We start from the raw sequence: 22,761 nt of genomic DNA on the forward strand, positions 1-22,761 counted from the left end.
CTATGCCCCGCCACGCCCGAGCGCAAACACCGGATCAGATGCCCAGCACGCCCTTCAGCGTCGCCAGCGTGGCGCGGTCCTCGGCAGACCACTCCGCCTTGCGCGACCGGAACAGCGTGGCCTGACTCCGGTGCACCAGCCCGTCCGCGAGGATCTTCAGGTGGTTGGCCCGCAGCGTCTCGCCCGACGAGGTGATGTCGGCAATCGCCTCCGCCGTCTCGTTTTTCACCGTGCCTTCGGTGGCACCCTGACTGTCGACCAGCGCGTAATCGGCCACCCCGTTCTGCCGCAGGAACTCGCGGATCAACCGGTGGTACTTGGTCGCAATCCGCAGCCGGTGGCCGTGGCTCGCCCGAAAGGCGGCGGCGGCGGCATCGAGATCATCAAGCGTGTCCACATCGGCCCAGAAGGCGGGCACGGCGATCACGAGGTTGGCCTGCCCAAAGCCCAGCGGCTCCAGCTCTTCGATCCGCTGCTCCCACCCAGCGATCTTCTCACGCACGAGGTCGGTGCCGGTGACGCCAAGGTGAATGCGTCCGTCCGCCAGTGCAGCGGGGATCTCGCCCGCGCTCAGCAGGTGCAGCTCGCAGCCTTCAACCCCTTCGACCGCGCCCGCATATTCGCGCTCGCTGCCGGTGCGCTTGAGGCCCACGCCCCGCGCGCCGAACCAGTCGAAAGTCTTGTCCATCAAGCGGCCCTTGGAGGGCACCCCGAGCTTGAGCATCAGCCTGCCTCCCCGATCTCGGCCAGCAGCGCAGGCCGGATCACCGCGCCCACGGCCGGAATCTCGCGGCCCTGCCCGAGCACCCGGCAAAGCGCATCGTAGCGCCCGCCGCTGGCCACCGCCGGCAGGTCGGGCCGCTCCGGCGCGAAGAAGCCAAAGACGAACCCGTCGTAATATTCCAGCAGCGTCCGCCCGAAGCTGCCCTCGAAGGCGAGCGTGGCGAGGTCGATGCCCGCATCTGCCAGCGCGTCGAGCCGGGCGGCGAAATTGTCGAGCGCCGGTGTGAGCGCGGGCATGTCCACAGCGAGGTCGCGCAGGTGCTCCAGCGCATCCGTCGGGCTCGCCCGCACCCCCAACAGGTCATCCAGCAGCCCCAGCTCCGCCTCGGGGATCGGCGGCTCGGCGGCATCGGCCTGCAAGGTGGCCATCCGTGCCAACACCTCATCTGCCCGCCGCTTGCCAATCGCCACGCCCGCGCCCGAAAGCACCTTTTCCGCTGCCTCGCTCTCCATCCGCACCAGCAACGCAGCCCGGCTCGCGGGCACAGCACTGCGCCCGCCGAAACGGTCCAGCAGCGCCCTGAACCGGCGCGGCCGCCAGAGGTGGCGCATCAGCGCGGCGCGGCGTTTCTCCGAGGTCGAAAGGCCCGCAACCGCCGCCGAGAGCAGCCCGATATCGCCAATCGCAGCCCGCAGGCCCCGCCCCTCAAGGCATTGAGACATCAGCGAAAACACCTCGGCATCGGCCCGCGCCCGGTCACCCCGGTCAAACAGCTCGAAGCCCACCTGCTCGAACTCCGAAGGCCGCCCGGTGTCGGCCTCCTGCATCCGAAAAACGGTGCCCGCGTAACAATAGCGCGCGGGCTCCTGCCCCTGCGCCATATGGGCCTGCACCACTGGCACGGTAAAGTCGGGCCGCAGCATCAGCTCGCCGCGCAGCGGATCGTGGGTCACATAGGCGCGCGCCCGGATTTCCTCGCCGTAGAGGTCCAGCAGCGTGTCCGCCGGTTGCAGCACATCCGCGCCCACGCGCACCGCGCCCGCGGCCTCGAACAGGCCAATGAGGCGCGTGACCTCCTCGCGCGGCACATCCTTGAGCATCAGTCGCGGTCCAGCATCTTTTGCACTTCGGCCACCAGATCAGCGCGGGAGATTTCCACCTGCGCCGGCTGTTCGGCCCATTCCTCGCGGGTCAGCCCCTCGGCCAGCTTGGCGCCCAGCACGAGATCCTTCAGCTGAACCACGCCCCGCTCGGCCTCGTCCCCGCCCTGGATCACGGCCACGGGCGAGGCGCGTTTGTCGGCGTATTTCAACTGGTTGCCAAAGTTTTTCGGGTTGCCGAGATAGACCTCTGCGCGGATGCCCGCAGAGCGCAACTCGCCCACCATCGCCTGATAGTCGGCCATGCGGTCCCGGTCCATCACCGTCACCACCACCGGCCCGCGCGTCTCGCCCGAGAGGCGCCCTTTGGCCCTGAGCGCCGCGAGCAGCCGGTCAACGCCAATGGAAACGCCCGTCGCAGGCACCGCCTGGCCGGTGAAGCGCTTCACCAGATCATCATAGCGCCCGCCGCCAGCGACCGAGCCGAACTGCCGCGGCCGCCCCTTCTCGTCGGTGATCTCGAAGGTCAGCTCCGCCTCGAAGACCGGGCCGGTGTAGTAGCCAAGGCCACGCACCACGCTCGGGTCCACCTCGATCCGGTCCGGCCCATAGCCCTGTGCCGCCAGAAGCGCCGCAATCTGCTCCAGCTCGGCGATGCCATCGGCGCCCACAGCGCTCTCGCCCACGGCGGCGCGCAAATTCACAAAGGTCTCTTCGGCGCTCTCCGCCTTGGAGGTCAGGAAAGCCACCACCGGATCGGCCTGTGCCTCATCCAGCCCGACGCCGTCGATGAAGGCCCCGCTGTCATCCTTCCGGCCCTTGCCCAACAGGTCGCGCACGCCCTGCTCGCCGACCTTGTCGAACTTGTCGATGGTGCGCAGCACGGCATTGCGCGTCTCTACATCAAAAGCTTGTTCGATGGTGCCACGAAGTGTGTCCGCATCAAGCGAAGTGCGCCCCAATCCAATATGATCCAAAACGCCGTCGAGAATCTTGCGGTTATTAATCCGCACCAGATAGTCGCCGCGCGGGATGCCCACCGCCTCAAGCGTATCGGCCAGCATCGCGCAGATCTCGGCATCCGCCGCCGGAGACGCGCTCCCGACCGTATCCGCATCGCACTGATAAAACTGCCGAAATCGCCCCGGCCCCGGCTTCTCGTTCCGCCAGACCGGCCCCATCGCATAGCGCCGATAGGGCGAGGGCAAATCATTCCGATACTGCGCCGCCACGCGGGCCAGCGGGGCCGTCAGGTCATAGCGCAGGGCCACCCAGCCGCTGTCGTCCTCTTCCCACGCGAACACGCCCTCGTTGGGCCGGTCCACATCGGGCAGGAACTTGCCCAGCGCCTCGACGGTCTCCACACCCGAAGTTTCCAGCGGATCGAACCCGTAAAGCGCATAAACCCGCGCGATCTCGGCCAGCATCGCGTTCCGCTCGTCCACTTCCGCGCCAAAATAGTCGCGGAAGCCCTTGGGCGTTTCGGCCTTGGGCCGGGGCTGTTTCTTCTGCTTTGCCATGAGCGCTCGACCCTGTCTGCGGCCTTCAATCCAGTCGCGCGGGGCATAGCGCAGAGGGGCCGGATCGGCAAGCAAGGGCTGGCGGCGGCAGGGGCGCCGCTATATGCACGTTACATGACAGACCGGCTCGAAGAAGAACTCGCCCACATCACCCGCGCGGTGGAAGACCTGCACGAGATGGTCGTGGGTCAGGGCAAACGGCTCGACGTGATGGAACGGCGGGTCGAGATGCTGATGAAGCGTGCCGCCGAAAGCGAGTCTGACAATACCGGCGGCGTGGTGCTGGGCGACGAGCGCCCACCGCATTACTGAGCCGCTTACCGGACGGCAGCCGCCACCAGCTTGCGGTTGTGCATCAGCAGCTCAAAGCTCTGCGCCGCGCCGGGCCGGGGATAGACGCTGACAAAGGCCGTCGACCGCTCCAGCCGCTTCAGCTTGCCCTCGCTGCATACCCCGGCACCACAGGCGCGAATGCCAGCATAGGCCTTGTCGGTCTCGGTGCGCAGGGCCCCGCCGCCGCCGCCGTAGTTGACCAGCTCATAGAGCCCCAGATCGCCAAAGAGCGCGACCGCGCCAGTCACCTTGCGGGCGCAGCCGTCCTTGAAGCCGGTGACGAAAAAGTTGCGCGGCCCCACCGCGCCGGGGCGGGTGTCATAGAGCTTCCACTTGCCGTTCTTCTCGATCAGCTTGCCCAGTTCCTTGCCCCGCGCCCCGCAGCTCTCTTCCACCGCGCCAAAGGGCAGCGTGGCCTGCGGCGATTTCGACGAGGCGGTGCCCCGGGCCTCGGGAAGCGAGGCACAAGCGGAGAGGAGCGCAGCAAGCGCGGTCAGGATCAGGATGTTTTTCATGGCAGCGGCAGTCAGATATCTTCAACGGTCACAACGCCACCCAAGGACTTGAGGGCGCTTTTGATCTGCGGATTTACCGGAAAGTCGCCCTCAAGCTCAAGGTGGACCTCCCCCGGAAGGTCTGCAGCCATCAGGCACAGCGCCACCGATCCGCGCGATTTGGAGGCCTTGTCAGCCTCCGCCCGGTCGAGCAGCGATTTCACCGCCGCCGCCGCCGCGATGTCGTCGAGGAACAGGCGAATGTCACTCCGCCCGGCCTGCGCCGCCACCACGTCGATCGGCGCCACCGAGCGGCCCAGCAGCTTCAACTGATCGGCCTCCATCGTGGCCTCGCAGGTGACCACCACGTTGGAGCCGGTTTCGAGAAAATCGCGCGACTTCTCCAGCGCCTCGCTGAACAGGGTCACCTCGTAAAGCCCTGTCGGATCAGAGAGTTGCACGAAGGCAAAGCGGTTGCCGCGCGCGCTCTTGCGCTCCTGCCGTCCGGCCACGGACCCGGCCAGTTTCACCACCGCCGGGGAGCGCTGCACATCGAGCGAGACCTGCTCCAGCGTCTTCACCCCCTGCCGTTTCAGCGGGCCCATATAGTCATCCAGCGGGTGGCCGGAGAGGTAGAAGCCAATCGCCTTGTGCTCCTCCCCCAGCCGCTCGCCGACCATCCAGTCATCCACGCTCGGCAGGCGCGGCTCCGGCAGGTCGTCCCCCGCCTCGCCGAAGAGCGAAACCTGAGCGGACGCCCGCTGATCGTGGATCGCGGAGGAGTAGTTCACCAGCGGGTCGAGCGCCGCAAAGACCCGGTGCCGATTCGGATCGAGCTGGTCGAAGGCCCCGGCGCGGGCGAGCATCTCCAACGGGCGCTTGCCGATCTTCTTCAGGTCCACCCGGCGGGCAAAATCGAAGAGCGAGACAAACTCCTTCTGGCCCCGCGCCTCCACGATCAGCCGCATCGCGTCGGAGCCCACGTTCTTCAGCGCGCCCAGCGCGTAAACGACCTTGCCCTCCACCACGCTGAAGCTCTCCAGAGAGCGGTTCACGCAAGGTGGCACGATCTCGATATCCAGCCCCCGACGCACCTCTTCGGCATAAACCGCGAGCTTGTCGGTCAGGTGGATATCGCAGTTCATCACGGCGGCCATGAACTCCACCGGATGGTTCGCCTTGAGCCAGGCCGTCTGGTAGCTCACCACGGCATAAGCCGCTGCGTGCGACTTGTTGAACCCGTAGTTGGCGAATTTCTCGAGCAGGTCGAAGACTTCGGAGGCCTTCTTCTTCTCCACCCCGTTCTCCGCCGCGCCCTTCTCGAACTTGGGCCGCTCGGCGTCCATCGCCTCCTTGATCTTCTTGCCCATCGCGCGGCGCAGCAGGTCGGCGCCGCCGAGGCTGTAGCCCGCCATCACCTGGGCGATCTGCATCACCTGCTCCTGGTACACGATGATGCCCTGGGTCTCTTCGAGGATATGGTCGATCAGCGGATGAACCGACTCGATCTCGCGTTGCCCGTTCTTCACCTCGCAATAGGTCGGGATATTCTCCATCGGGCCGGGGCGATAAAGCGCCACCAGCGCCACGATATCCTCGATGCAGTCGGGCTTCATGCGCCGCAGCGCATCCATCATGCCCGAGCTTTCCACCTGAAACACCGCCACCGTCTTGGCCGAGGCATAAAGCCGGTAGCTCTTGGCATCATCCAGCGGGATCGCGTTGATCTCGTTCACCGCGCCATCAGGCGGCTCATAGAGCGTCTCGCCCTCCGGCCCGATATGAATGTCGCGGCCGCCGCCGTTGATCAGGTCCACCGCGTTCTGGATCACGGTGAGGGTCTTCAGGCCCAGAAAGTCGAACTTCACCAGCCCCGCCTGCTCGACCCATTTCATGTTGAACTGGGTCGCGGGCATATCCGAGCGCGGGTCTTGATAGAGCGGCACCAGCTCATCGAGCGGCCGGTCGCCAATCACCACGCCCGCCGCGTGGGTGGAGGCGTTGCGCAGCAGCCCCTCGATCTGCTGGCCATAGGTCAGCAGCCGGTCCACCACCTCCTCCGCCCGCGCCTCCTCGCGCAGCCGTTCCTCGGTGGCCAGCGCCTTCTCGATGGAAACGGGCTTCACCCCCTCCACCGGGATCATCTTGCTCAGCCGGTCCACCTGCCCATAGGGCATTTGCAGCACCCGCCCCACATCGCGCACCGCCGCCTTGGAGAGCAGCGCACCGAAGGTGATGATCTGCCCCACCCGGTCGCGGCCATATTTCTCCTGCACGTAGCGGATAGTTTCCTCCCGCCGGTCCATGCAGAAGTCGATATCGAAGTCGGGCATGGAGACCCGCTCGGGGTTGAGGAACCGCTCGAACAGCAGCGCATAGCGCAGCGGGTCGAGGTCGGTGATCGTCAGCGCATAGGCCACGAGCGAACCGGCCCCAGAGCCCCGGCCCGGCCCGATCGGAATGCCCTGGTCCTTGGACCACTTGATGAAGTCGGCCACGATCAAGAAGTAGCCGGGAAAGCCCATGCCCTCGATGATCTTCAACTCAAAATCGAGCCGCTCCTGATACTCCTCCACGCTCGCCGCGTGCGGAATAACCGCCAGCCGCGCCTGCAGGCCTTCGTTGGCCTGCCGCCGCAACTCCTCCACCTCGTCATCGGCGAACTTGGGCAGGATCGGATCGCGCCGATAGGCCATGAAGGCGCAGCGCTTGGCGATTTCCACTGTGTTCTCAAGCGCTTCCGGCAGGTCGGCAAAGAGCGTCGCCATCTCGGTGGCGCTCTTGAAGTAATGCTGCGCCGTCAGCCGCCGCCGATCTTCCTGCTGGTCCACATAGGCGCCCTCGGCAATACAGATCAGCGCGTCATGCGCCTCGTAGATCTCGGGCTTGGGGAAATACACGTCATTGGTGGCGACCAGCGGAATGTCCTTGGCATAGGCCATCTCGATATGCCCGCGCTCGCTGGCCCGCTCCGCTTCGGGCAGCCCCTCCTCGCCCGGATGCCGCTGCAGCTCAATGTAGAGCCGGTCGCCATAGACCCGGTGCAGCCCGTCCACCAGCAGCTCCGCCTTGGCCCGCTGGCCTGCGCGCAGCAGCCGCCCCACCGGCCCGTCCGGCCCGCCGCTGAGGCAAATCACCCCGCCCGAGTGCTGCTCAAGGTCTTCCAGCGTCACATGCGGCAGGCTCCCGTCGCCGCGCAGGTAGAGGCAGGAGTTGAGCTTCATCAACGCCTCGTAACCTGCCTCGCTCTGCGCCAGCAGCGCGACCGGCGCGGGCGCCACAGGCTTGCCGCCCGGCGCGGCCTGCTCGTATTCCAGATCGACCTGGCAGCCCATGATTGGCTGAATGCCGGCACCGGCCAGCGTGACGCTCGCCTCCAGCGCCGCGAACATGTTGTTGGTGTCGGTCACCGCCACCGCCGGCATCTCGGCCTTCTCGCAAAGCCCGGCCAGCTTTTTCACCGGCACGGCGCCCTCCAGCAGGGAGTATTCGGTATGAACGCGCAGATGAATGAATCGGGGAGCAGCCATGCCGCTACCCTATGGCGGCGCGGCGGCGGTTTGAAGTAGCCTCGCGCCCATGGACCTGCCCACTCTCCTTTCGCGCCTCGATGCCCGCGCCCACGCCGCCGCCGACTGGGGCAAGGTGGCCACCTATATCCCCGAACTCGCGCGGGTGGACCCGGCGCAATTCGCCATCTCAGTCGTGCTGGCCGATGGCACCATGCATTCCGCCGGGCAGTCGCAAACCCGCTTCTCCATACAGTCCGTCTCCAAGGTGTTCACCCTCGCCTGCGTCCTTTCCCGCATCGGCGAGTCGCTCTGGCACCGCGTCGGGCGCGAGCCCTCGGGGGACCGTTTCGATTCCATGTTGCTGCTCGAGCAGGAGCAGGGCCGCCCCCGCAATCCCTTCATCAACGCAGGCGCGCTTGTCACCACCGACGAGCTGCTCGCGGGCCGCGCCCCCAAAGAGGCGCTCTCCGAGATCCTCGCCTTCATCCGAGCGGCGGCGGAGGATGGAGACATTCACATCGACGCCGAGGTCGCCCATTCCGAGGCCACCACCGGCTTCCGCAACGTGGCCCTCGCCAACTACCTCAAGAGCTACGACAACCTGAAGAACATGCCCGAGCTGGTGCTCGGCACCTATTTCCACCAATGCGCCATCGAGATGACCACCGAGCAACTCGCCCGCGCCGGGCGCGGCATCGCGGGCCTGCCGGGCGCGCCCCTTCTGCTCTCCCCGGTCAAACGCCGCCGCATCGCCGCGCTGATGATGACCTGCGGCCACTATGACGGTTCGGGAGACTTCGCCTTCCGCACCGGCCTGCCGGGCAAATCCGGCGTCGGCGGCGGCATCCTCGTCGCCGTGCCCGGTGTCGCCTCCATCGCGGTCTGGTCCCCCGGCCTCAACGCCTGGGGCAACTCCAAGGTCGGCACCGAGGCCATCGAAGCGCTGGCGCATGAAACCGGCTGGTCCGTCTTCGGCTGACCCCACCGAAAGAACCCTCCACCTAAAACCTAGCCACCCAACTAACTATCTTGACGGCGCAACCCGACTCGCATTACCTAGCCGCATGGCTAACCATCTAGACAGTTTCTTCAGCGCCATCTCCGACCCCACCCGCCGGGCCGTGATCGAGCGCCTCACCCGCGGCCCCGCCCCCGTCAGCGAGCTGCACGCCCCGCATGACATGGCCCTGCCCACCTTCCTCAAGCACCTCAAGGTGCTCGAATCCGCAGGCCTCACCCGGTCGGAGAAAAAGGGCCGCGTCCGCACCGTCCATATCGAGGCCGCCCCTCTGGCCGCCGCCGAAAACTGGCTCACAACGCAACGCAAACTCTGGGAGGGCCGGCTCTCGCGGCTTTCCGCCCTCGCAGAACGACTGGAAAAAGGAGGCGACGCATGAGCGCCCTGACTCACGATACCCTGACCCTCACCCAGAGCATCGCCGCCCCGCCCGCGCGCCTCTTCCCGCTGCTCACCTCGCCGGAGTACCGCGCCCAATGGGCCGCCCCGACCGAGAACACCCGGCTCGACATCCTGCACGCCGACATTCGCCCCGGCGGGCAGGAGCTTTCGCGCTGCGGCCCCGCCGACAACCCGGAGTTCGAGGTCACCACCGACTTCCACCACATCGAAGCGCCCACCCTGCTGATCTTCACCGAGACCATCCGCATCGAGGGCGCCCCGCTCTCCGCCGGCCTCTGCTCCATCGAGATCACGCCCGAGGGCGCGGGCAGCCGCCTCACCATCACCGCCCAGCTCGCCAGCCTCATCGGCGACGAGATGGCCGAAGGCTACACCCAGGGCTGGACGGCGGCGCTCGCCAACCTCGCCCGCCTCGCAGAGAAAGAAACCGCATGACCCCCGCGATCAATCCCGAGCTCGACCTCACGCTCACGCGCCACATCAAGGCCAGCCCCGCCACCGTATGGAAGTGCTTCACCACGCCGGAACTGCTCTGCGAGTGGTTCGTGCCCGCCCCGTGGCGCTGCGCCGAGGCGGTGGTCGAGCCGCATCCCGGTGGCCGCTTCTTCACCCGCTTCCGTGGCCCGGACGGTGAAGACATGCCAAACGAGGGCGCCTTCTTGTTGGCCGAGCCCGAAAGCCGCCTCGTCTTCACCGATTTCGTCCGCGCCGGCTTCGTGCCCAACGAAAAGCCCTTCATGCTGGCCGACATCACCTTCACCCCGAAGGACGGCGGCACCGAATATCGCGCCATCGTCCGCCACTGCACCCCCGAAGACTGCAAGCGGCACGACGATATGGGCTTTCAGGACGGCTGGGGCACTGCGGCCAGCCAACTCATCGCCCTCGCCGAAGGGCTCTGACACGCGGGATGGCGGGTGGGGTGTCGTGGCGGAAGCCACGCACCTCCCCCGGCAACCCGCCCAAAAACCGGGCAAATCCGGCCCTTTGCCGCCCAAACGGGCAATTTCCCCCTTGCCACCCCCGCGCCCACCCCGCCAAACTCTCCCCTGAGGCCCGCTTTCTACGCCGCATCGAAGGCCGGGCCTCGGGGATGCATTCGGTAACGCGGCGGGTAACTCCATGGACATCACGTTTCTTCTCAACGGAGAGACCGTGGCGCTGCGCGACGCCCACCCCACCACCACGGTGCTCGACTGGCTGCGCGGAAGCCGCGGGCTGAAGGGCACCAAGGAAGGCTGCAACGAGGGCGACTGCGGCGCCTGCACAGTCATGACCCGCACGCCTGATGGCCCGTGGCAGGCCCAGAACGCCTGCATCCTGCTGCTCCCCCACCTCCACGGCCGAGAGGTTCGCACGGTCGAAGGCGTGGCCGCGCCCGATGGCACGCTGCACCCGGTTCAGGCGGCGATGGTGGCGCATCACGGCTCGCAATGCGGCTTCTGCACCCCCGGCTTCATCACCTCCATGGCCGCCGCCCACGCCAATGGCGCGACCGACTACAACGACAAGCTCGCGGGCAACCTCTGCCGCTGCACCGGCTACGCCCCCATCGTCCGCGCCGCCGAGGCCGCCGCGCAGGAGCCTGTGCCGCCCCACCTCACCAGCCCCTCTTCGCTTAGCGCGCAGCCGCAACCGGAGATCCCCGAAAGCGCCGATGCGCTGGCCGAATGGTATGCCGCCCACCCGGAGGCCACCCTCATCGCAGGCGCCACCGACGTGGGCCTCTGGGTCACCAAAAAGCTCGCCGATCTGGGCGAGGTCGCCTTCCTCCACCGCGTCACCGACCTGAATTTCGTGGAGGTGACCGACACCGAAATCCGCATCGGCGCCACCACCCCCATCGCCACCCTCCGCGAGGCCATCGCGACGCACCATCCCTCCCTCGCCGAACTCTTCCGCCGCTACGGCTCCGAGCAAGTCCGCCAAGCCGCCACCATCGGCGGCAACATCGCCAACGGCTCCCCCATCGGTGACAGCCCCCCCGCCCTCATCGCCCTCGGCGCCACCCTCCACCTGCGGAACGGAGACAGCCGCCGCAGCCTCCCGCTCGAAGACTTCTTCATCGACTACGGCAAGCAGGATCGCGCCCCCGGCGAATTCGTCGAGGCCGTCTCGATCCCCCGCCAGCCCGACCGCCTCCGCTGCTACAAGCTCTCCAAACGCTTCGACCAAGACATTTCCGCCGTCTGCGGCTGCTTCAACATCACCGTCGAAAACGGCACCGTCACGCAGGCCCGCATCGCCTTCGGCGGCATGGCCGGCACACCAAAGCGCGCGGCGGCAACAGAGGCCGCACTCACCGGCAACCCGTGGACAGAGGCCACCATCGAAGCCGCCGCCACAGCGCTCGCCAGCGACTACCAACCCCTCTCCGACATGCGCGCCTCCGCCGCCTACCGAATGGACGCCGCGCAAAACATGCTCCGCCGCTACTTCCATGAGAGCCAAGGCACCGCCACCTCCGTGCTGGAGGTGCAGCCATGACCGTCGCCAACCCCCTCCCGCATGACGCCGCGCCGCTCCACGTCACCGGCCAGGCCCGCTACGTCGATGACATCCCGGTGCCCGCCAACTGCCTGCACCTCGCCTTCGGCACCTCCACCAAGGCCCGCGCCACCATCACCGCGCTCGACCTGACCGCCGTCAAATCCGCCCCCGGCGTCGTGGCCGTGCTCACGGCGGAGGACCTCCCCGCCGCCAATGACGTCTCCCCCTCCGCCCACGACGAGCCCCTGCTCGCCACCGGCGAGGTCTACTACATCGGCCAGCCGATCTTCCTCGTCGTCGCCGAGAGTCACCTCGCCGCCCGCAAGGCCGCCCGCCTCGCCGAAATCACCTACGCGGAGCACCCCGCCCTCCTCACCATCGACGACGCCCTCGCCGCCAACTCCCGCTTCGAGGATGGCCCCCGCGAATACGGCCGCGGCGACCTCGCCACCGGCTTCGCCGCTGCCAAAACCATCGTCGAAGGCACGCTCGAAATGGGCGGGCAGGAGCACTTCTACCTCGAAGGCCAGGCCGCCCTCGCTTTCCCGCAGGAGGGGGGCGACATGCTCGTCCACAGCTCCACCCAGCACCCCACCGAGATTCAGCACAAGGTGGCCGAGGCCCTCGGCACCCCGATGAACGCCGTGCGCGTCGAAACCCGCCGCATGGGCGGCGGCTTCGGCGGCAAGGAAAGCCAGGGCAACGCGCTGGCCTGCGCCTGCGCCGTTGTCGCCGCGCAAACCGGCCGCCCCGCCAAGATGCGCTACGACCGCGACGACGACATGATGATCACCGGCAAGCGCCACGACTTCCGCATCACCTACCGCGCCGGGGTGGACGCCGAGGGCAAGCTCACCGCCGTCGACTTCACCCAATACGCCCGCTGCGGCTGGGCCCAGGACCTCTCCCTGCCCGTCGCCGACCGCGCCATGCTTCACGCCGACAACGCCTATTTCATCCCCAACGTGCGCATCGTCTCGCACCGCCTGAAGACCCACACCCAGAGCGCCACCGCCTACCGCGGCTTCGGCGGCCCGCAGGGGATGCTGGGGATCGAGCGCGTGATGGACCACCTCGCCGCCGAGAGCGGGATCGAGGCGCTAACGCTGCGCCAGAAGAACTTCTATGCCTCCGGCGGGGATACTTCCGGCAAGAAAATGCAACTGGAGGCTCCCAAAGTCTCCGCCGCCGAGGAAGACCTCAGCTCCCGCGGCGCCACCCAGGTGGACGATCCCGAAACGCCCCCGCCGCCACCGGATGGCGTGCAGACCACCCCCTACGGCCAGCCGGTGGTGGACTCGGTTTGCCAAGAGATGGTCGAGGCGCTCTGCAAGAAGGACGATTACGCCGCGCGGAAGGCGGCGGTCGACGCCTTCAACGCCGCCAACCCGGTGCTGAAAAAGGGCCTCGCGCTCACGCCCGTCAAGTTCGGCATCAGCTTCACCCTGACCCACCTCAACCAAGCCGGCGCGCTGGTGCACGTCTACCAAGACGGCTCGATCCACATGAACCACGGCGGCACCGAGATGGGCCAAGGCCTGTTCCAGAAGGTCGCTCAGGTCGCCGCCTCCCGCTTCGGCGTGCCGCTCGATCGGGTCAAGATCACCGCCACCGACACCGCCAAAGTGCCCAACACCTCCGCCACGGCGGCGTCATCTGGCTCCGACCTCAACGGCATGGCCGTCGCCGCCGCCTGCGACGAGCTGAAGGCCCGCATCGGCGCCTTCCTCGCCGAGGTCCATCAGGCCGACCCGGCCACGGTGCAGTTCAAGGACGACGCCGTCCACGTCGGGGGCAACACGATCCCCTGGGAGAAGGCCGTGGCCGAGGCCTACGTGGGCCGCGTCTCCCTCTCCGCCACCGGCTTCTACAAGACCCCCGGCATCTCCTGGGACCGGATCAAGGGCCAAGGCCGCCCGTTCTACTACTTCGCCTACGGCGCCGCGCTGACCGAAGTGGTGATTGACACGCTCACCGGTGAAAACCGCATGCTCCGCGTCGACATCCTGCATGACGCAGGCAGTTCCCTGAACCCCGCGCTCGACATCGGCCAGGTCGAAGGCGGCTTCATCCAGGGCGCCGGGTGGCTCACCACCGAAGAGCTGGTGTGGGATGCGAAAGGCCGCCTCACCACCCACGCGCCTTCCACCTACAAAATCCCCGCCTGCTCCGACCGCCCCCCGGTGTTCAACGTGGCGCTCTGGCCCAATGCCAACCGCGAGCCCACGATCTACCGCTCCAAGGCCGTCGGCGAGCCGCCCTTCATGCTCGGCATCTCCGCCCTCATGGCGCTCTCCAACGCCTGCGCCGCCTGCGGCCCGCACTACCCGGCGCTCGAGGCCCCAGCCACCGCCGAGCACGTGCTCGAAGCCATTGCGAGAGCCGGCGGATGAGCTTCGATCGTGACACCCTCGCCCAAGCCATCGCCGCCCACGGCGCGGTGGTGCGTGTGGTGGTCGTCAGCGCCCAAGGCTCCACCCCGCGCGGCCCCGGCACCGCGATGCTGGTCTGGCCCGGCGGGCAGCACGGCACCATCGGCGGCGGCGCGTTGGAATGGGAGGCCTGCGCCATGGCCCGCGCCCGCCTTGGCGAGGGCTCGGTGACCGTGACCCTCCCCCTCGGCCCGGCGATGAACCAGTGCTGCGGCGGCACCGTCACTCTGGCGCTGGAGAGCTTCGCAGAGGCCCCGGCAGAGGCCCCCGCCTACGCCCGCCCAGTGTCTGAAACCGCTCCACACGAGCCGCCTCTCGCCATCGCCCGCGCCCTCTCTGCCGCCCGCAACGGCTCACATCCGCCTGACATCACCTATGAAAGCGGCTGGCTCCTCGAGCCGATGACCACCCCGCGCACCCCGGTCTGGATCTGGGGCGCCGGCCACGTCGGGCGCGCCCTCGCCGCCACCCTCGCCCCGCTCGACACTATCGCCCTCACATGGGCCGACACCAGCGCCGATCGCTTCCCCGAAGCCCCCTCCGTGCCCCCCACGATCGGCGACCTGCCGAGCCTCGCCAGCACGGCCCCCGCAACGGCGCACCACGTCATCCTGACCTATTCCCACAGCCTCGACTTCGCCCTCTGCGATACCCTCCTCGCCCGCCCCGCCGCCTCCATCGGCCTGATCGGATCGGCCACCAAATGGGCCCGCTTCCGCTCCCGCCTTGCCGCCGCAGGCCATAACCCTGCACAAATTTCGCGCATCCAGTGCCCAATCGGTGACCCGGCCCACGGCAAACACCCGCAGGCCATTGCGATTTCCACCGCCGCGCAGCTACTCTCCATGCTCGAAAAGCAGGCAACTGCCACGAAGGGGGACATGACCGGATGAGCGAACTCTTCGCCGCCCAAGGGCTGCGCAAGGCCTATCCCGGTGTCGTGGCCAACGACAACGTCAGCTTCTCCATCGACGAGGGCGAGATCCACGCTTTGCTGGGCGAGAACGGCGCGGGCAAATCCACCTTGGTCAAAATGATCTACGGCCTCGTCAAACCCGACGAAGGCCAGATGAGTTTTCTCGGCACGCCCTTCGCTCCGCCAGAGCCGCGCGCCGCCCGCGCCGCCGGGGTGGCGATGGTGTTCCAGCACTTCTCGCTCTTCGACGCCCTCACCGTGGCCGAAAACGTGGCGCTCGGCATGGAGAACCCGCCGAAACCCGCCAAGCTCGCCGCCCGGATCACCGAGGTTTCCAACGAATACGGCCTGCCGCTCGACCCGCACCGCACCGTGGGCGACCTCTCCGCAGGCGAGCGCCAGCGCGTCGAGATCATCCGCTGCCTGCTCCAAGACCCGCGCCTGCTGATCATGGACGAGCCCACCTCGGTCCTTACGCCCCAAGAGGTCGAGATCCTCTTCGCCACGCTGCAAAAGCTCCGGGCCGAGGGCACCTCGATCCTCTACATCAGTCACAAGCTCGAAGAGATCCGCGCGCTCTGCGACCGGGCCACCATCCTCCGCCTCGGCAAGGTGGTGGGCCACGCCGTCCCGCGTGAAAACACCGCCTCCGAACTGGCCGAGATGATGGTCGGCTCCGCCCTGCACCGCCCCGAGCGCGAACTGACACCTTCTGGCGAAATCGCCCTGGAAGTCACCAACCTCAGCGTCAAATCCGCCAACCCCTTCGGCACCTCGCTCCGCGACGTGTCGCTCATGGTCCGCAAGGGCGAGGTGCTGGGCATCGGCGGGGTCGCGGGCAACGGGCAGGACGAGCTGCTTGCCGCCCTCTCGGGCGAGGCCACATCCGCCCCCGATGCGGTCAAGATGCACGGCAACCCGATCGGAAAACTGGCCCCGCCCGCCCGCCGCAAGCTTGGCCTGCTCTCGGCCCCTGAGGAACGCCTCGGCCATGCCGCCGCCCCCGAAATGTCGCTCACCGAGAACGCCCTGCTCTCGGCCCGCCTCCGCAAGTCTCTGACAAAGAACGACTTCATCAACTGGAAGGCCACCCAAGCCTACGCCGAGGAGGTCATTGCCGCTTTCGATGTGCGCACCCCTGGCCCCCATGTCGCCGCCCGCTCGCTCTCTGGCGGCAACTTGCAAAAATTCGTCATGGGCCGCGAGATCGAGCAAAAGCCCGAGGTGCTCGTCGTCAACCAGCCCACATGGGGCGTCGATGCCTCCGCCGCCGCCGCCATCCGGCAGGCGCTGCTCGATCTGGCCGCCGACGGCGCCGCCATCGTCGTCATCTCCCAGGATCTCGACGAGTTGATGGAAATCTCCACCAGCTTCGCCGCCCTCAACGGTGGCCGCCTCTCGGCCCCGGTCCCGGTGGAAGGCCTGACCATGGAGCGCATCGGCCTCATGCTCGGCGGCGCGCATGACATGGAAGTCGCCCACGAGCACGCGGAGGCCCCGGCATGATCCGCCTCGAAAAGCGCCCCAACCCCTCCAAGGCGTGGAGCTACTCGACCCCGCTCCTCGCGGTGCTCCTCACCATGATCTTCGGGGGCCTCCTCTTCGCCGCCCTCGGCAAAGACCCGATCGCCGCCATTCGCACGATCTTCTACGACCCGCTCCTCGGCCAGCACGCCTTCTTCTATCGCCCGCAACTGCTGGTTAAGGCGGCGCCCCTGATCCTCATCGCCATTGGCCTGTCACTCGGCTTCCGCGCAGGCATCTGGAACATCGGCGCCGAGGGCCAATACATCATCGGCGCGCTCTGCGGCGCGGGCGTCGGCCTCGCCTTCTATCCCACGGAGTCCTTCATCATCTTCCCGCTCATGGTCATCGCAGGCGCCCTCGGCGGCTGGGCCTGGGCGATGATCCCGGCGGTGCTGAAAACCCGCTTCGGCACCAATGAAATCCTCGTCTCGCTGATGCTCGTCTACGTGGCCGAAAACCTGCTGCGCGGCATGGCCGTGGGGCTGATGAAAAACCCGGAAGGCTTCGGCTTCCCCGGCTCGCGCAACCTCGCGCAATACCCCTCGGCCACCTCGTGGATCAGCCAGAACGCGGGCCTCCACTGGGGCGTCGCCTTCGCTCTCATCGCGGTGATCTTCGCCTACATCCTGCTGACCCGCCACATGCTCGGCTTCAACATCCGCCTCGCCGGGCAAGCCCCCCGCGCAGCCCGCTTCTCGGGGGTGAACCCCACCCGCCTCGTGCTCTTCTGCCTCGGCACCTCCGGCGCGCTCGCGGGCCTCGCCGGGCTCTTCGAGGTCGCAGGGCCGGCAGGCCAGATCACCACCGATTTCAACGTCGGCTACGGCTTCACCGCCATCATCGTCGCCTTCCTTGGCCGCCTCCACCCCGTCGGCATCCTGCTCGCAGGGCTGCTGATGGCGCTCACCTACATCGGCGGCGAAATCGCCCAATCGCAACTGCAACTCCCGGCCGCCGCGATCCAGCTTTTCCAGGGCATGCTGCTCTTCTTCCTCCTCGCGGTAGACCTGCTGACCAATTACCGCATCCGCCTCAAGCTGGGAGCCGCCGCATGAGTTTACTGACGCGCCTCTTCGATGTCCTGTCTGTTGCGGTCACGGCCCTCGTAGCCCTGCTTATCGTGTCCTTGGGCTTTTTCATGACCGACCTCCTGCTGACAGGCGGCTGGGTGGTCTTCATGGGCTTCATCGCAATCATCACCGTCTCCGCAATCGTCGAAACCACCGTGATCTCGGCGCTTCTCGCGCCATTCCAAATGGGCCGGCTGGTCTGGAGCAGGTTTTTGACCGGGGAGCGTGTTTCCGCCAGAGAGGTGACCGCCGACAACGAAGCCGCGTCTCGCTTCATCACCCATTGCGTTCTCGGTCTGGCGCTCATCGGAGCCTTACTCGCCTTGTTGTCGTATGTAATCGGAGGCCTCATCTGATGGACCTCTCCTCGATCAACTGGCTCCTCCTGCCGGCCTCGCTCAAGGCCGCCGCGATCCAGCTCTTCCGGGGCATGCTGCTCTTCTTACTCCTCGCGGTGGACGTGCTCACCAACTACCGCATCCGAGTGAAACAGGGGGCCGTCACATGACGGATATACAGCCCCCTCGGCGCGCCATGACGGCAAAAGAGTGGGCCCTCGCGGCATTCCTCTTCGCACTCTATTTCATTGTGTGCGTTGTCACCCTGTCGATGCTTCCATTGGTCATTCTGCTGCTGCCCGTGCTGATTATCCATCTCGTCGTTCAGGGCGTTTTCAGCCTCGGGCTCTCTGCGGTCTTTCGGCGTGGGAAGGAACCACCCGCCGAACACGAAGGGCGAGCACCGTGGCCCCTTTGGGCCATCCCGATTACCGGCGCGCTTCTGGGTGCGGCGCTCGCTTTTTGGAATCGCGACGAAACTCCATTGGGGGTCATGTTCTGATGGACCTCTCCTCGATCAACTGGCTCCTCCTGCTGGCCTCGCTCATGGTCGCTGCCACACCCATCCTTCTCGCCGGTATCGGCGAGCTTGTGGTCGAAAAGGCCGGCGTGCTGAACCTCGGGGTCGAGGGGATGATGATCACTGGCGCCATCGCGGGCTTCGCCGCAGCGGTCGAATCCGGCTCGCCCGCTCTCGGCTTCCTTGGCGCCGCCGTCGCGGGCGCGCTCCTCTCCATGCTCTTCGCCGTGCTCACCCAGTTCGCGCTGGCCAACCAAGTCGCCTCCGGCCTCGCGCTCACCCTCTTCGGCCTCGGCCTCTCCTCGCTGATGGGCCAAAGCTATGTGGGCCTGAAGCCCCCCTCCACGCCCAAGCTCGACATTCCGCTACTCTCCGACATCCCCGTGTTCGGCCCGGTGCTCTTCAGCCACGACCTGATGGTCTATTTCTCGATTCTACTGGTCGCCGTCACATGGGCCTTCCTCAAATACACCCGCGCCGGGCTTACCCTGCGCGCGGTTGGCGAGAACCACGAAGCCGCCCATGCGCTCGGCTACAAGGTCGTGGCCATCCGCTGCGCCGCCATCGCCTTTGGCGGCGCCTGCGCGGGGCTGGGCGGGGCCTACCTCAGCCTCGTCCGCGTGCCGCAATGGACAGAGGGCATGACCTCCGGCGCAGGCTGGATCGCCCTCGCCCTCGTCGTCTTCGCCTCGTGGAAACCGTGGCGCGTGCTGATCGGGGCCTATCTCTTCGGCGGCATCACCGTGCTGCAACTCAACCTTCAGGCCGCGGGCCTCAAGGTGCCGGTCGAGTATCTCTCGATGTCCCCCTACATCATCACCATCATCGTGCTGGTGATCATGTCTTCCGGCCGCAGCCGCGGGGCGCTCGGCGCGCCCGCCTCGCTGGGCCGGACCTTCCACGCCACCGGGTGACACAAGCCCGGGGCATCCACCAACCACTCAACAGGGAGCAATCCACATGAAAAAAAGAACCCTCCTCAAAGGCGCCGTCGCCGCGCTGGCGCTCGCCGCCACGCCCGCGCTGGCCCAAGACAAAACCAAGGTCGGCTTCGTCTACGTCGGCCCGGTCGGCGACGGCGGCTGGACCTACGAGCACGATCAGGGCCGCAAGGCCGTCGAGGCCGAGTTCGGCGATGCGGTCGAAACCGTCTATGTCGAGAACGTGCCCGAAGGCCCCGATGCCGAGCGCGTCATCACCCAGATGGCGCTCGACGGCGCCGACCTCATCTTCACCACCTCCTTCGGCTACATGGACCCCACCATCAACGTGGCCGCCAAGTTTCCGGACGTGAAGTTCGAGCACGCCACCGGCTACAAGACCGCGCCCAACGTCTCGGTCTATTCCGCCCGCTTCTACGAGGGCCGCGCCGTGCAGGGCACCATCGCGGGCCACATGACCGAGAGCAACGTGATCGGCTACATCGGCTCGGTGCCGATCCCCGAGGTGGTGCGCGGCATCAACTCCGCCTACATCCACGCCAAAAAGGTCAACCCTGACGTGCAGTTCAAGATCGTCTGGGTCTACGAGTGGTTCAACCCGGCCAAGGAGGCCGACGCCGCCAAGGTGCTGATCGAGCAGGGCGCCGACGTGATCCTGCAGCACACCGACTCCACCGCCCCGCTCGCGGCAGCCGCCGAGGCGGGCAACGTGATCGGCTTCGGGCAGGCGTCCGACATGGCCGAGTACAAGGACGGGCCCCGCGTGTCGTCGATCATCGACAACTGGGCGCCCTACTACATCGCCCGCACTAAGGCGGTGATGGATGGCACCTGGGAGTCGACCAACACATGGGACGGCATCGGCCCGGGCATGGTCGGCATCGGCGAAATCACCGACAAGGTGCCAGCCGAGGTGAAGGCTGAGGCCGAGGCGCTCCAGGCGTCCATCGCCTCCGGTGAGTATCACCCCTTCACCGGCCCGATCAAAAAGCAGGACGGCTCCGACTGGCTGGCCGATGGCGAAACCGCCGATGACGGCACGCTGGCGGGGATGAACTTCTACGTCGAAGGCCTCGAAGGCGAGATCCCGCAGTAAGGGCGTCCACCGCCGGCGGGGCGAGGGCCTGGCCGGCGGTCACGCAAACGAGGGCTCTGCCACCGCTGGCAGGGCCCTTTTTCTTTGGTGCGATGCGGGCTTTTCTTGGGCCGCGCCTTCGGCACGGCGGGCCAAGCGGGCGCCGCTTGCGCGGCGGCTCATCGGAGGCCGCGCTGACGCGCGGCTATCGGCTGTGCTGCGCCACCTTCGGCGGCGCTTCAGGTTTCATGTCTGCGCCTCGCCCTTCGGGCGGCGCGGTGAACCGGAACTGCCGCGTGCTGCCCGACAGGGTTTCCGCCTCGCGTTCCAGGGCCTGCGTCGCGGCGCTGGTCTCTTCGAACATCGCGGCGTTCTGCTGGGTGCCGCGGTCCAACTCGTTCACCGCGGTGTTGATTTCGTCCAGCCCGACCGACTGCTCCTGCGAGGAGGTGGCGAGGCTGGCGACCTTGCCGCGGATGTCCTGCACGTAGCCCGCGATCTGCTCCAGCGCCGAGCCGCTGTCATCCACCAGTTTCACTCCGGCCTGAATCCGCTCGAAGGTGGAAGCCACCAGTTGGGCAATCTCGCGGGAGCTGTCGGATGAGCGCAGCGCGAGTTGCCGCACCTCCGAGGCCACCACCGCAAAGCCGCGGCCGCTTTCGCCCGCCCGCGCTGCCTCGACGCCCGCATTGAGCGCCAGCAGGTTGGTCTGGAAGGCGATCTCGTCGATCACCCCTGTGATGCTGGAGACCTGCTCGGAGCTCGCCGCGATCTCCTTCATCGCCTCCACCGCCTTGCGTGACATCTCCAGCCCGGTTGCCGTGCTCTCCTCCGCCGATTGCGCGGTTTTCGCGGCCTCGTCGGCATTGCCCGCCGCGCCGCGCACCGACGAGGTCATCTCGTCCAGCGCGGCGGCGGTCTCTTCGAGCGCGGCGGCCTGCTTCTCGGTGCGCATGCTGAGGTCGCGGGCCGAGGCGGATATCTGGCCGGTTTCCGTCAGGATCGCGGTCGCCCGGTCGGAGATCCCCGAGATCACCTCGGCCAGCGCCCGAACCGAGACGTTGAACTCCTCCTTCAGCCGCACGAATTCCTCCGGCACGTCGACCCCGATCTGCACGCTCAGGTCATGGCCCGCCAGCCCCGTCACCGCATCCTGAAACGCGCGGATCGCGCGCTTCTGGCCGGTGATGTCGGTGGCAAACTTCACCACCTTGGCCACCTTGCCATCGGTGTCCAGGATCGGGTTGTAGCTCGCCTCGATCCAGATTTCCGCACCGCTGCTGGTGATCCGCCGGTATTGACCGGCCTGAAACGTGCCTCCCGCCAGCGCCTCCCAGAAGGCTGCATAGCCCTCCCCGGCGGCCTCATCCGGATGCATGAACATCCGGTGGTGCTGGCCCAGGATCTCGCTTTCCTCGTAGCCGGTCACGGCGAGAAAATTCTCGTTGGCCTTCCGGATCGTGCCGTCCGGGTCAAACTCGATCACCGCCTGGCTCCGGCTCAGCGCGGCAAGCTGGCCCTGCGAGTCGATCGCCTGAACCCGCGTGTCGGTGATATCAGCGGCGAATTTCACCACCTTCACCACCTGCCCGCGCGCATCGATAATCGGGTTGTAGGTCGCCTCCAACCACATCTCGCGCCCGCCCTTTCCGAAGCGGCGGAATTTGCCCAGCTTGGCCTCGCCCTTGGCCAGATCGCTCCAGAAATGCAGGTACTCCGGGTCTTCTCGCATATCCTCGCGCAAGAACATCCGGTGATGCTTGCCGCGAATTTCCTCCAGCTCGTAGCCCACCGCATCGAGAAAGTTGGCATTGGCGGTGACGATGGTGCCATCGGGCTCGAACTCGATTACCGCCTGGCTCCGGTCCAGCGCGGTCAGCCGACTCTTGGCCTTGATCGCCTCGAACTCGCGCGCGGTAACATCGGTGGCGAATTTCACCACTTTCTCCACCTCGCCCCCGGCACCCCGGATCGGCACATAGGCCGCCTCGATCCAGATATTCCGGTCGCCCTTGGCGATGCGCGGGAAGGTGGCGGTAAAGCTCTCGCCCCGTGCGAGTCGCTCCCAGAAAGCCTTGTAGTCATCGCTGGCCCCGTAGCGCTTTTGCACGAACATCCGGTGATGCTGGCCCACGATCTCTTCGCGCGCGTAGCCGGTGGCGGCGCAGAAATTCTCGTTCGCATCGAGGATCATGCCGTCGGGCCTGAACCAGATCACCGCGTAGGTCGCCTGTACCGCCCCGCCCAGAAGGGCCAGCGGGTCCGCCTCCTTCACCCGGCTGCGCCCGAATCCTGCAAAACCCATGTCACTACTCCAAGCTCAGTTTGGCCGGAGATGTGACAGAGGAA

At 67.0% G+C, this 22,761-nt stretch carries 21 protein-coding genes; 15 read left to right on the plus strand and 6 right to left on the minus strand.

The genetic code is table 11. The features are described 5' to 3' along the window. Positions 1–34 precede the first annotated feature (34 nt). The 3 genes from hisG to hisS are packed head-to-tail and all read right to left on the minus strand — an operon-like array spanning position 35 to position 3,344. Complete coding sequence (hisG, locus tag ACUXVX_RS17610) at positions 35–727, minus strand: ATP phosphoribosyltransferase (RefSeq protein ID WP_446311562.1); 693 nt, start codon at positions 725–727, stop codon at positions 35–37. Next, positions 724–1,824: an ATP phosphoribosyltransferase regulatory subunit gene (locus ACUXVX_RS17615; protein ID WP_446309331.1), complete on the minus strand. Its 1,101-nt coding sequence runs from the start codon at positions 1,822–1,824 to the stop codon at positions 724–726. Before ACUXVX_RS17615 ends, hisG begins: the two co-directional genes overlap by 4 nt. After that, entirely contained in the window at positions 1,824–3,344 is a 1,521-nt protein-coding gene (hisS, locus tag ACUXVX_RS17620) for a histidine--tRNA ligase (RefSeq protein ID WP_446309332.1), read from the minus strand. Before hisS ends, ACUXVX_RS17615 begins: the two co-directional genes overlap by 1 nt. 114 nt (positions 3,345–3,458) lie before the next feature. Here hisS and ACUXVX_RS17625 point away from each other — a divergent pair, with 114 nt between their 5' ends. After that, on the plus strand, positions 3,459–3,656 hold the full coding sequence (locus ACUXVX_RS17625) for a SlyX family protein (RefSeq protein WP_222468337.1): 198 nt from the start codon (positions 3,459–3,461) through the stop codon (positions 3,654–3,656). 5 nt (positions 3,657–3,661) lie between these two features. On the opposite strand, the gene ACUXVX_RS17630 is transcribed toward ACUXVX_RS17625, so the two are convergent. Beyond that, positions 3,662–4,192, minus strand: a complete 531-nt coding sequence (locus tag ACUXVX_RS17630) for a hypothetical protein (RefSeq protein ID WP_446309333.1) — start codon at positions 4,190–4,192, stop codon at positions 3,662–3,664. 11 nt (positions 4,193–4,203) lie between these two features. After that, positions 4,204–7,701 carry a DNA polymerase III subunit alpha gene (dnaE, locus tag ACUXVX_RS17635; protein ID WP_446309334.1) on the minus strand — a complete coding sequence of 1,166 codons (3,498 nt, stop codon included), beginning with the start codon at positions 7,699–7,701 and terminating at the stop codon, positions 4,204–4,206. Between the two features lie 49 nt (positions 7,702–7,750). Between dnaE and ACUXVX_RS17640 the strand changes: the two genes are divergently transcribed. The 14 genes from ACUXVX_RS17640 to ACUXVX_RS17705 all read left to right on the plus strand — a co-directional run bounded on the left by ACUXVX_RS17640 (position 7,751) and on the right by ACUXVX_RS17705 (position 20,433). Continuing rightward, positions 7,751–8,662 (plus strand): glutaminase, encoded by a 912-nt coding sequence (locus ACUXVX_RS17640; protein ID WP_446309335.1) that lies wholly within the window; start codon positions 7,751–7,753, stop codon positions 8,660–8,662. An 85-nt stretch (positions 8,663–8,747) separates the two neighbouring features. Continuing rightward, positions 8,748–9,080, plus strand: coding sequence for an ArsR/SmtB family transcription factor (locus tag ACUXVX_RS17645; protein WP_446309336.1), 333 nt, complete (start codon positions 8,748–8,750; stop codon positions 9,078–9,080). Continuing rightward, complete coding sequence (locus ACUXVX_RS17650; protein WP_446309337.1) at positions 9,077–9,538, plus strand: SRPBCC domain-containing protein; 462 nt, start codon at positions 9,077–9,079, stop codon at positions 9,536–9,538. The genes ACUXVX_RS17645 and ACUXVX_RS17650 overlap by 4 nt, the downstream gene beginning before the upstream one ends. Continuing rightward, positions 9,535–10,005, plus strand: coding sequence for an SRPBCC family protein (locus ACUXVX_RS17655; protein ID WP_261385114.1), 471 nt, complete (start codon positions 9,535–9,537; stop codon positions 10,003–10,005). The genes ACUXVX_RS17650 and ACUXVX_RS17655 overlap by 4 nt, the downstream gene beginning before the upstream one ends. 220 nt (positions 10,006–10,225) lie before the next feature. Further along, the gene (gene xdhA, locus ACUXVX_RS17660) at positions 10,226–11,590 is read left to right on the plus strand and encodes a xanthine dehydrogenase small subunit (protein ID WP_446309338.1); all 1,365 of its coding nucleotides are present in this window, start codon (positions 10,226–10,228) and stop codon (positions 11,588–11,590) included. Further along, the gene (gene xdhB / locus ACUXVX_RS17665) at positions 11,587–13,986 is read left to right on the plus strand and encodes a xanthine dehydrogenase molybdopterin binding subunit (protein WP_446309339.1); all 2,400 of its coding nucleotides are present in this window, start codon (positions 11,587–11,589) and stop codon (positions 13,984–13,986) included. Before xdhA ends, xdhB begins: the two co-directional genes overlap by 4 nt. After that, positions 13,983–14,918, plus strand: coding sequence for a xanthine dehydrogenase accessory protein XdhC (xdhC, locus tag ACUXVX_RS17670; protein WP_446309340.1), 936 nt, complete (start codon positions 13,983–13,985; stop codon positions 14,916–14,918). The genes xdhB and xdhC overlap by 4 nt, the downstream gene beginning before the upstream one ends. Beyond that, positions 14,915–16,447, plus strand: a complete 1,533-nt coding sequence (locus ACUXVX_RS17675; protein ID WP_446309341.1) for an ABC transporter ATP-binding protein — start codon at positions 14,915–14,917, stop codon at positions 16,445–16,447. Before xdhC ends, ACUXVX_RS17675 begins: the two co-directional genes overlap by 4 nt. Beyond that, complete coding sequence (locus ACUXVX_RS17680; protein WP_446309342.1) at positions 16,444–17,523, plus strand: ABC transporter permease; 1,080 nt, start codon at positions 16,444–16,446, stop codon at positions 17,521–17,523. The genes ACUXVX_RS17675 and ACUXVX_RS17680 overlap by 4 nt, the downstream gene beginning before the upstream one ends. Next, positions 17,520–17,894 (plus strand): hypothetical protein, encoded by a 375-nt coding sequence (locus ACUXVX_RS17685; protein ID WP_446309343.1) that lies wholly within the window; start codon positions 17,520–17,522, stop codon positions 17,892–17,894. The genes ACUXVX_RS17680 and ACUXVX_RS17685 overlap by 4 nt, the downstream gene beginning before the upstream one ends. Continuing rightward, complete coding sequence (locus tag ACUXVX_RS17690) at positions 17,894–18,046, plus strand: hypothetical protein (RefSeq protein ID WP_446311579.1); 153 nt, start codon at positions 17,894–17,896, stop codon at positions 18,044–18,046. Before ACUXVX_RS17685 ends, ACUXVX_RS17690 begins: the two co-directional genes overlap by 1 nt. Further along, entirely contained in the window at positions 18,043–18,378 is a 336-nt protein-coding gene (locus ACUXVX_RS17695) for a hypothetical protein (RefSeq protein WP_446309344.1), read from the plus strand. Before ACUXVX_RS17690 ends, ACUXVX_RS17695 begins: the two co-directional genes overlap by 4 nt. Next, entirely contained in the window at positions 18,378–19,310 is a 933-nt protein-coding gene (locus ACUXVX_RS17700; protein WP_446309345.1) for an ABC transporter permease, read from the plus strand. Before ACUXVX_RS17695 ends, ACUXVX_RS17700 begins: the two co-directional genes overlap by 1 nt. Before the next feature lie 46 nt (positions 19,311–19,356). After that, entirely contained in the window at positions 19,357–20,433 is a 1,077-nt protein-coding gene (locus ACUXVX_RS17705) for a BMP family ABC transporter substrate-binding protein (RefSeq protein WP_446309346.1), read from the plus strand. A 184-nt stretch (positions 20,434–20,617) separates the two neighbouring features. Here ACUXVX_RS17705 and ACUXVX_RS17710 read toward each other — a convergent pair whose 3' ends face one another. After that, positions 20,618–22,717 carry a methyl-accepting chemotaxis protein gene (locus ACUXVX_RS17710; RefSeq protein WP_446309347.1) on the minus strand — a complete coding sequence of 700 codons (2,100 nt, stop codon included), beginning with the start codon at positions 22,715–22,717 and terminating at the stop codon, positions 20,618–20,620. Positions 22,718–22,761 lie beyond the last annotated feature (44 nt).

This window comes from Vannielia sp. SX4 (genome assembly GCF_052828525.1).

What these genes read in the sequence shown, in the direction of transcription:
- ACUXVX_RS17615 (WP_446309331.1), bottom strand. Translation starts at nt 1,824, where the DNA reads ATGCTCAAGGATGTGCCGCGCGAGGAGGTCACGCGCCTCATTGGCCTG.
- hisS (WP_446309332.1), bottom strand. Translation starts at nt 3,344, where the DNA reads ATGGCAAAGCAGAAGAAACAGCCCCGGCCCAAGGCCGAAACGCCCAAG.
- ACUXVX_RS17625 (WP_222468337.1), top strand. Translation starts at nt 3,459, where the DNA reads ATGACAGACCGGCTCGAAGAAGAACTCGCCCACATCACCCGCGCGGTG.
- ACUXVX_RS17630 (WP_446309333.1), bottom strand. Translation starts at nt 4,192, where the DNA reads ATGAAAAACATCCTGATCCTGACCGCGCTTGCTGCGCTCCTCTCCGCT.
- dnaE (WP_446309334.1), bottom strand. Translation starts at nt 7,701, where the DNA reads ATGGCTGCTCCCCGATTCATTCATCTGCGCGTTCATACCGAATACTCC.
- ACUXVX_RS17640 (WP_446309335.1), top strand. Translation starts at nt 7,751, where the DNA reads ATGGACCTGCCCACTCTCCTTTCGCGCCTCGATGCCCGCGCCCACGCC.
- ACUXVX_RS17645 (WP_446309336.1), top strand. Translation starts at nt 8,748, where the DNA reads ATGGCTAACCATCTAGACAGTTTCTTCAGCGCCATCTCCGACCCCACC.
- ACUXVX_RS17650 (WP_446309337.1), top strand. Translation starts at nt 9,077, where the DNA reads ATGAGCGCCCTGACTCACGATACCCTGACCCTCACCCAGAGCATCGCC.
- ACUXVX_RS17655 (WP_261385114.1), top strand. Translation starts at nt 9,535, where the DNA reads ATGACCCCCGCGATCAATCCCGAGCTCGACCTCACGCTCACGCGCCAC.
- xdhA (WP_446309338.1), top strand. Translation starts at nt 10,226, where the DNA reads ATGGACATCACGTTTCTTCTCAACGGAGAGACCGTGGCGCTGCGCGAC.
- xdhB (WP_446309339.1), top strand. Translation starts at nt 11,587, where the DNA reads ATGACCGTCGCCAACCCCCTCCCGCATGACGCCGCGCCGCTCCACGTC.
- xdhC (WP_446309340.1), top strand. Translation starts at nt 13,983, where the DNA reads ATGAGCTTCGATCGTGACACCCTCGCCCAAGCCATCGCCGCCCACGGC.
- ACUXVX_RS17675 (WP_446309341.1), top strand. Translation starts at nt 14,915, where the DNA reads ATGAGCGAACTCTTCGCCGCCCAAGGGCTGCGCAAGGCCTATCCCGGT.
- ACUXVX_RS17680 (WP_446309342.1), top strand. Translation starts at nt 16,444, where the DNA reads ATGATCCGCCTCGAAAAGCGCCCCAACCCCTCCAAGGCGTGGAGCTAC.
- ACUXVX_RS17685 (WP_446309343.1), top strand. Translation starts at nt 17,520, where the DNA reads ATGAGTTTACTGACGCGCCTCTTCGATGTCCTGTCTGTTGCGGTCACG.
- ACUXVX_RS17690 (WP_446311579.1), top strand. Translation starts at nt 17,894, where the DNA reads ATGGACCTCTCCTCGATCAACTGGCTCCTCCTGCCGGCCTCGCTCAAG.
- ACUXVX_RS17695 (WP_446309344.1), top strand. Translation starts at nt 18,043, where the DNA reads ATGACGGATATACAGCCCCCTCGGCGCGCCATGACGGCAAAAGAGTGG.
- ACUXVX_RS17700 (WP_446309345.1), top strand. Translation starts at nt 18,378, where the DNA reads ATGGACCTCTCCTCGATCAACTGGCTCCTCCTGCTGGCCTCGCTCATG.
- ACUXVX_RS17705 (WP_446309346.1), top strand. Translation starts at nt 19,357, where the DNA reads ATGAAAAAAAGAACCCTCCTCAAAGGCGCCGTCGCCGCGCTGGCGCTC.
- ACUXVX_RS17710 (WP_446309347.1), bottom strand. Translation starts at nt 22,717, where the DNA reads ATGGGTTTTGCAGGATTCGGGCGCAGCCGGGTGAAGGAGGCGGACCCG.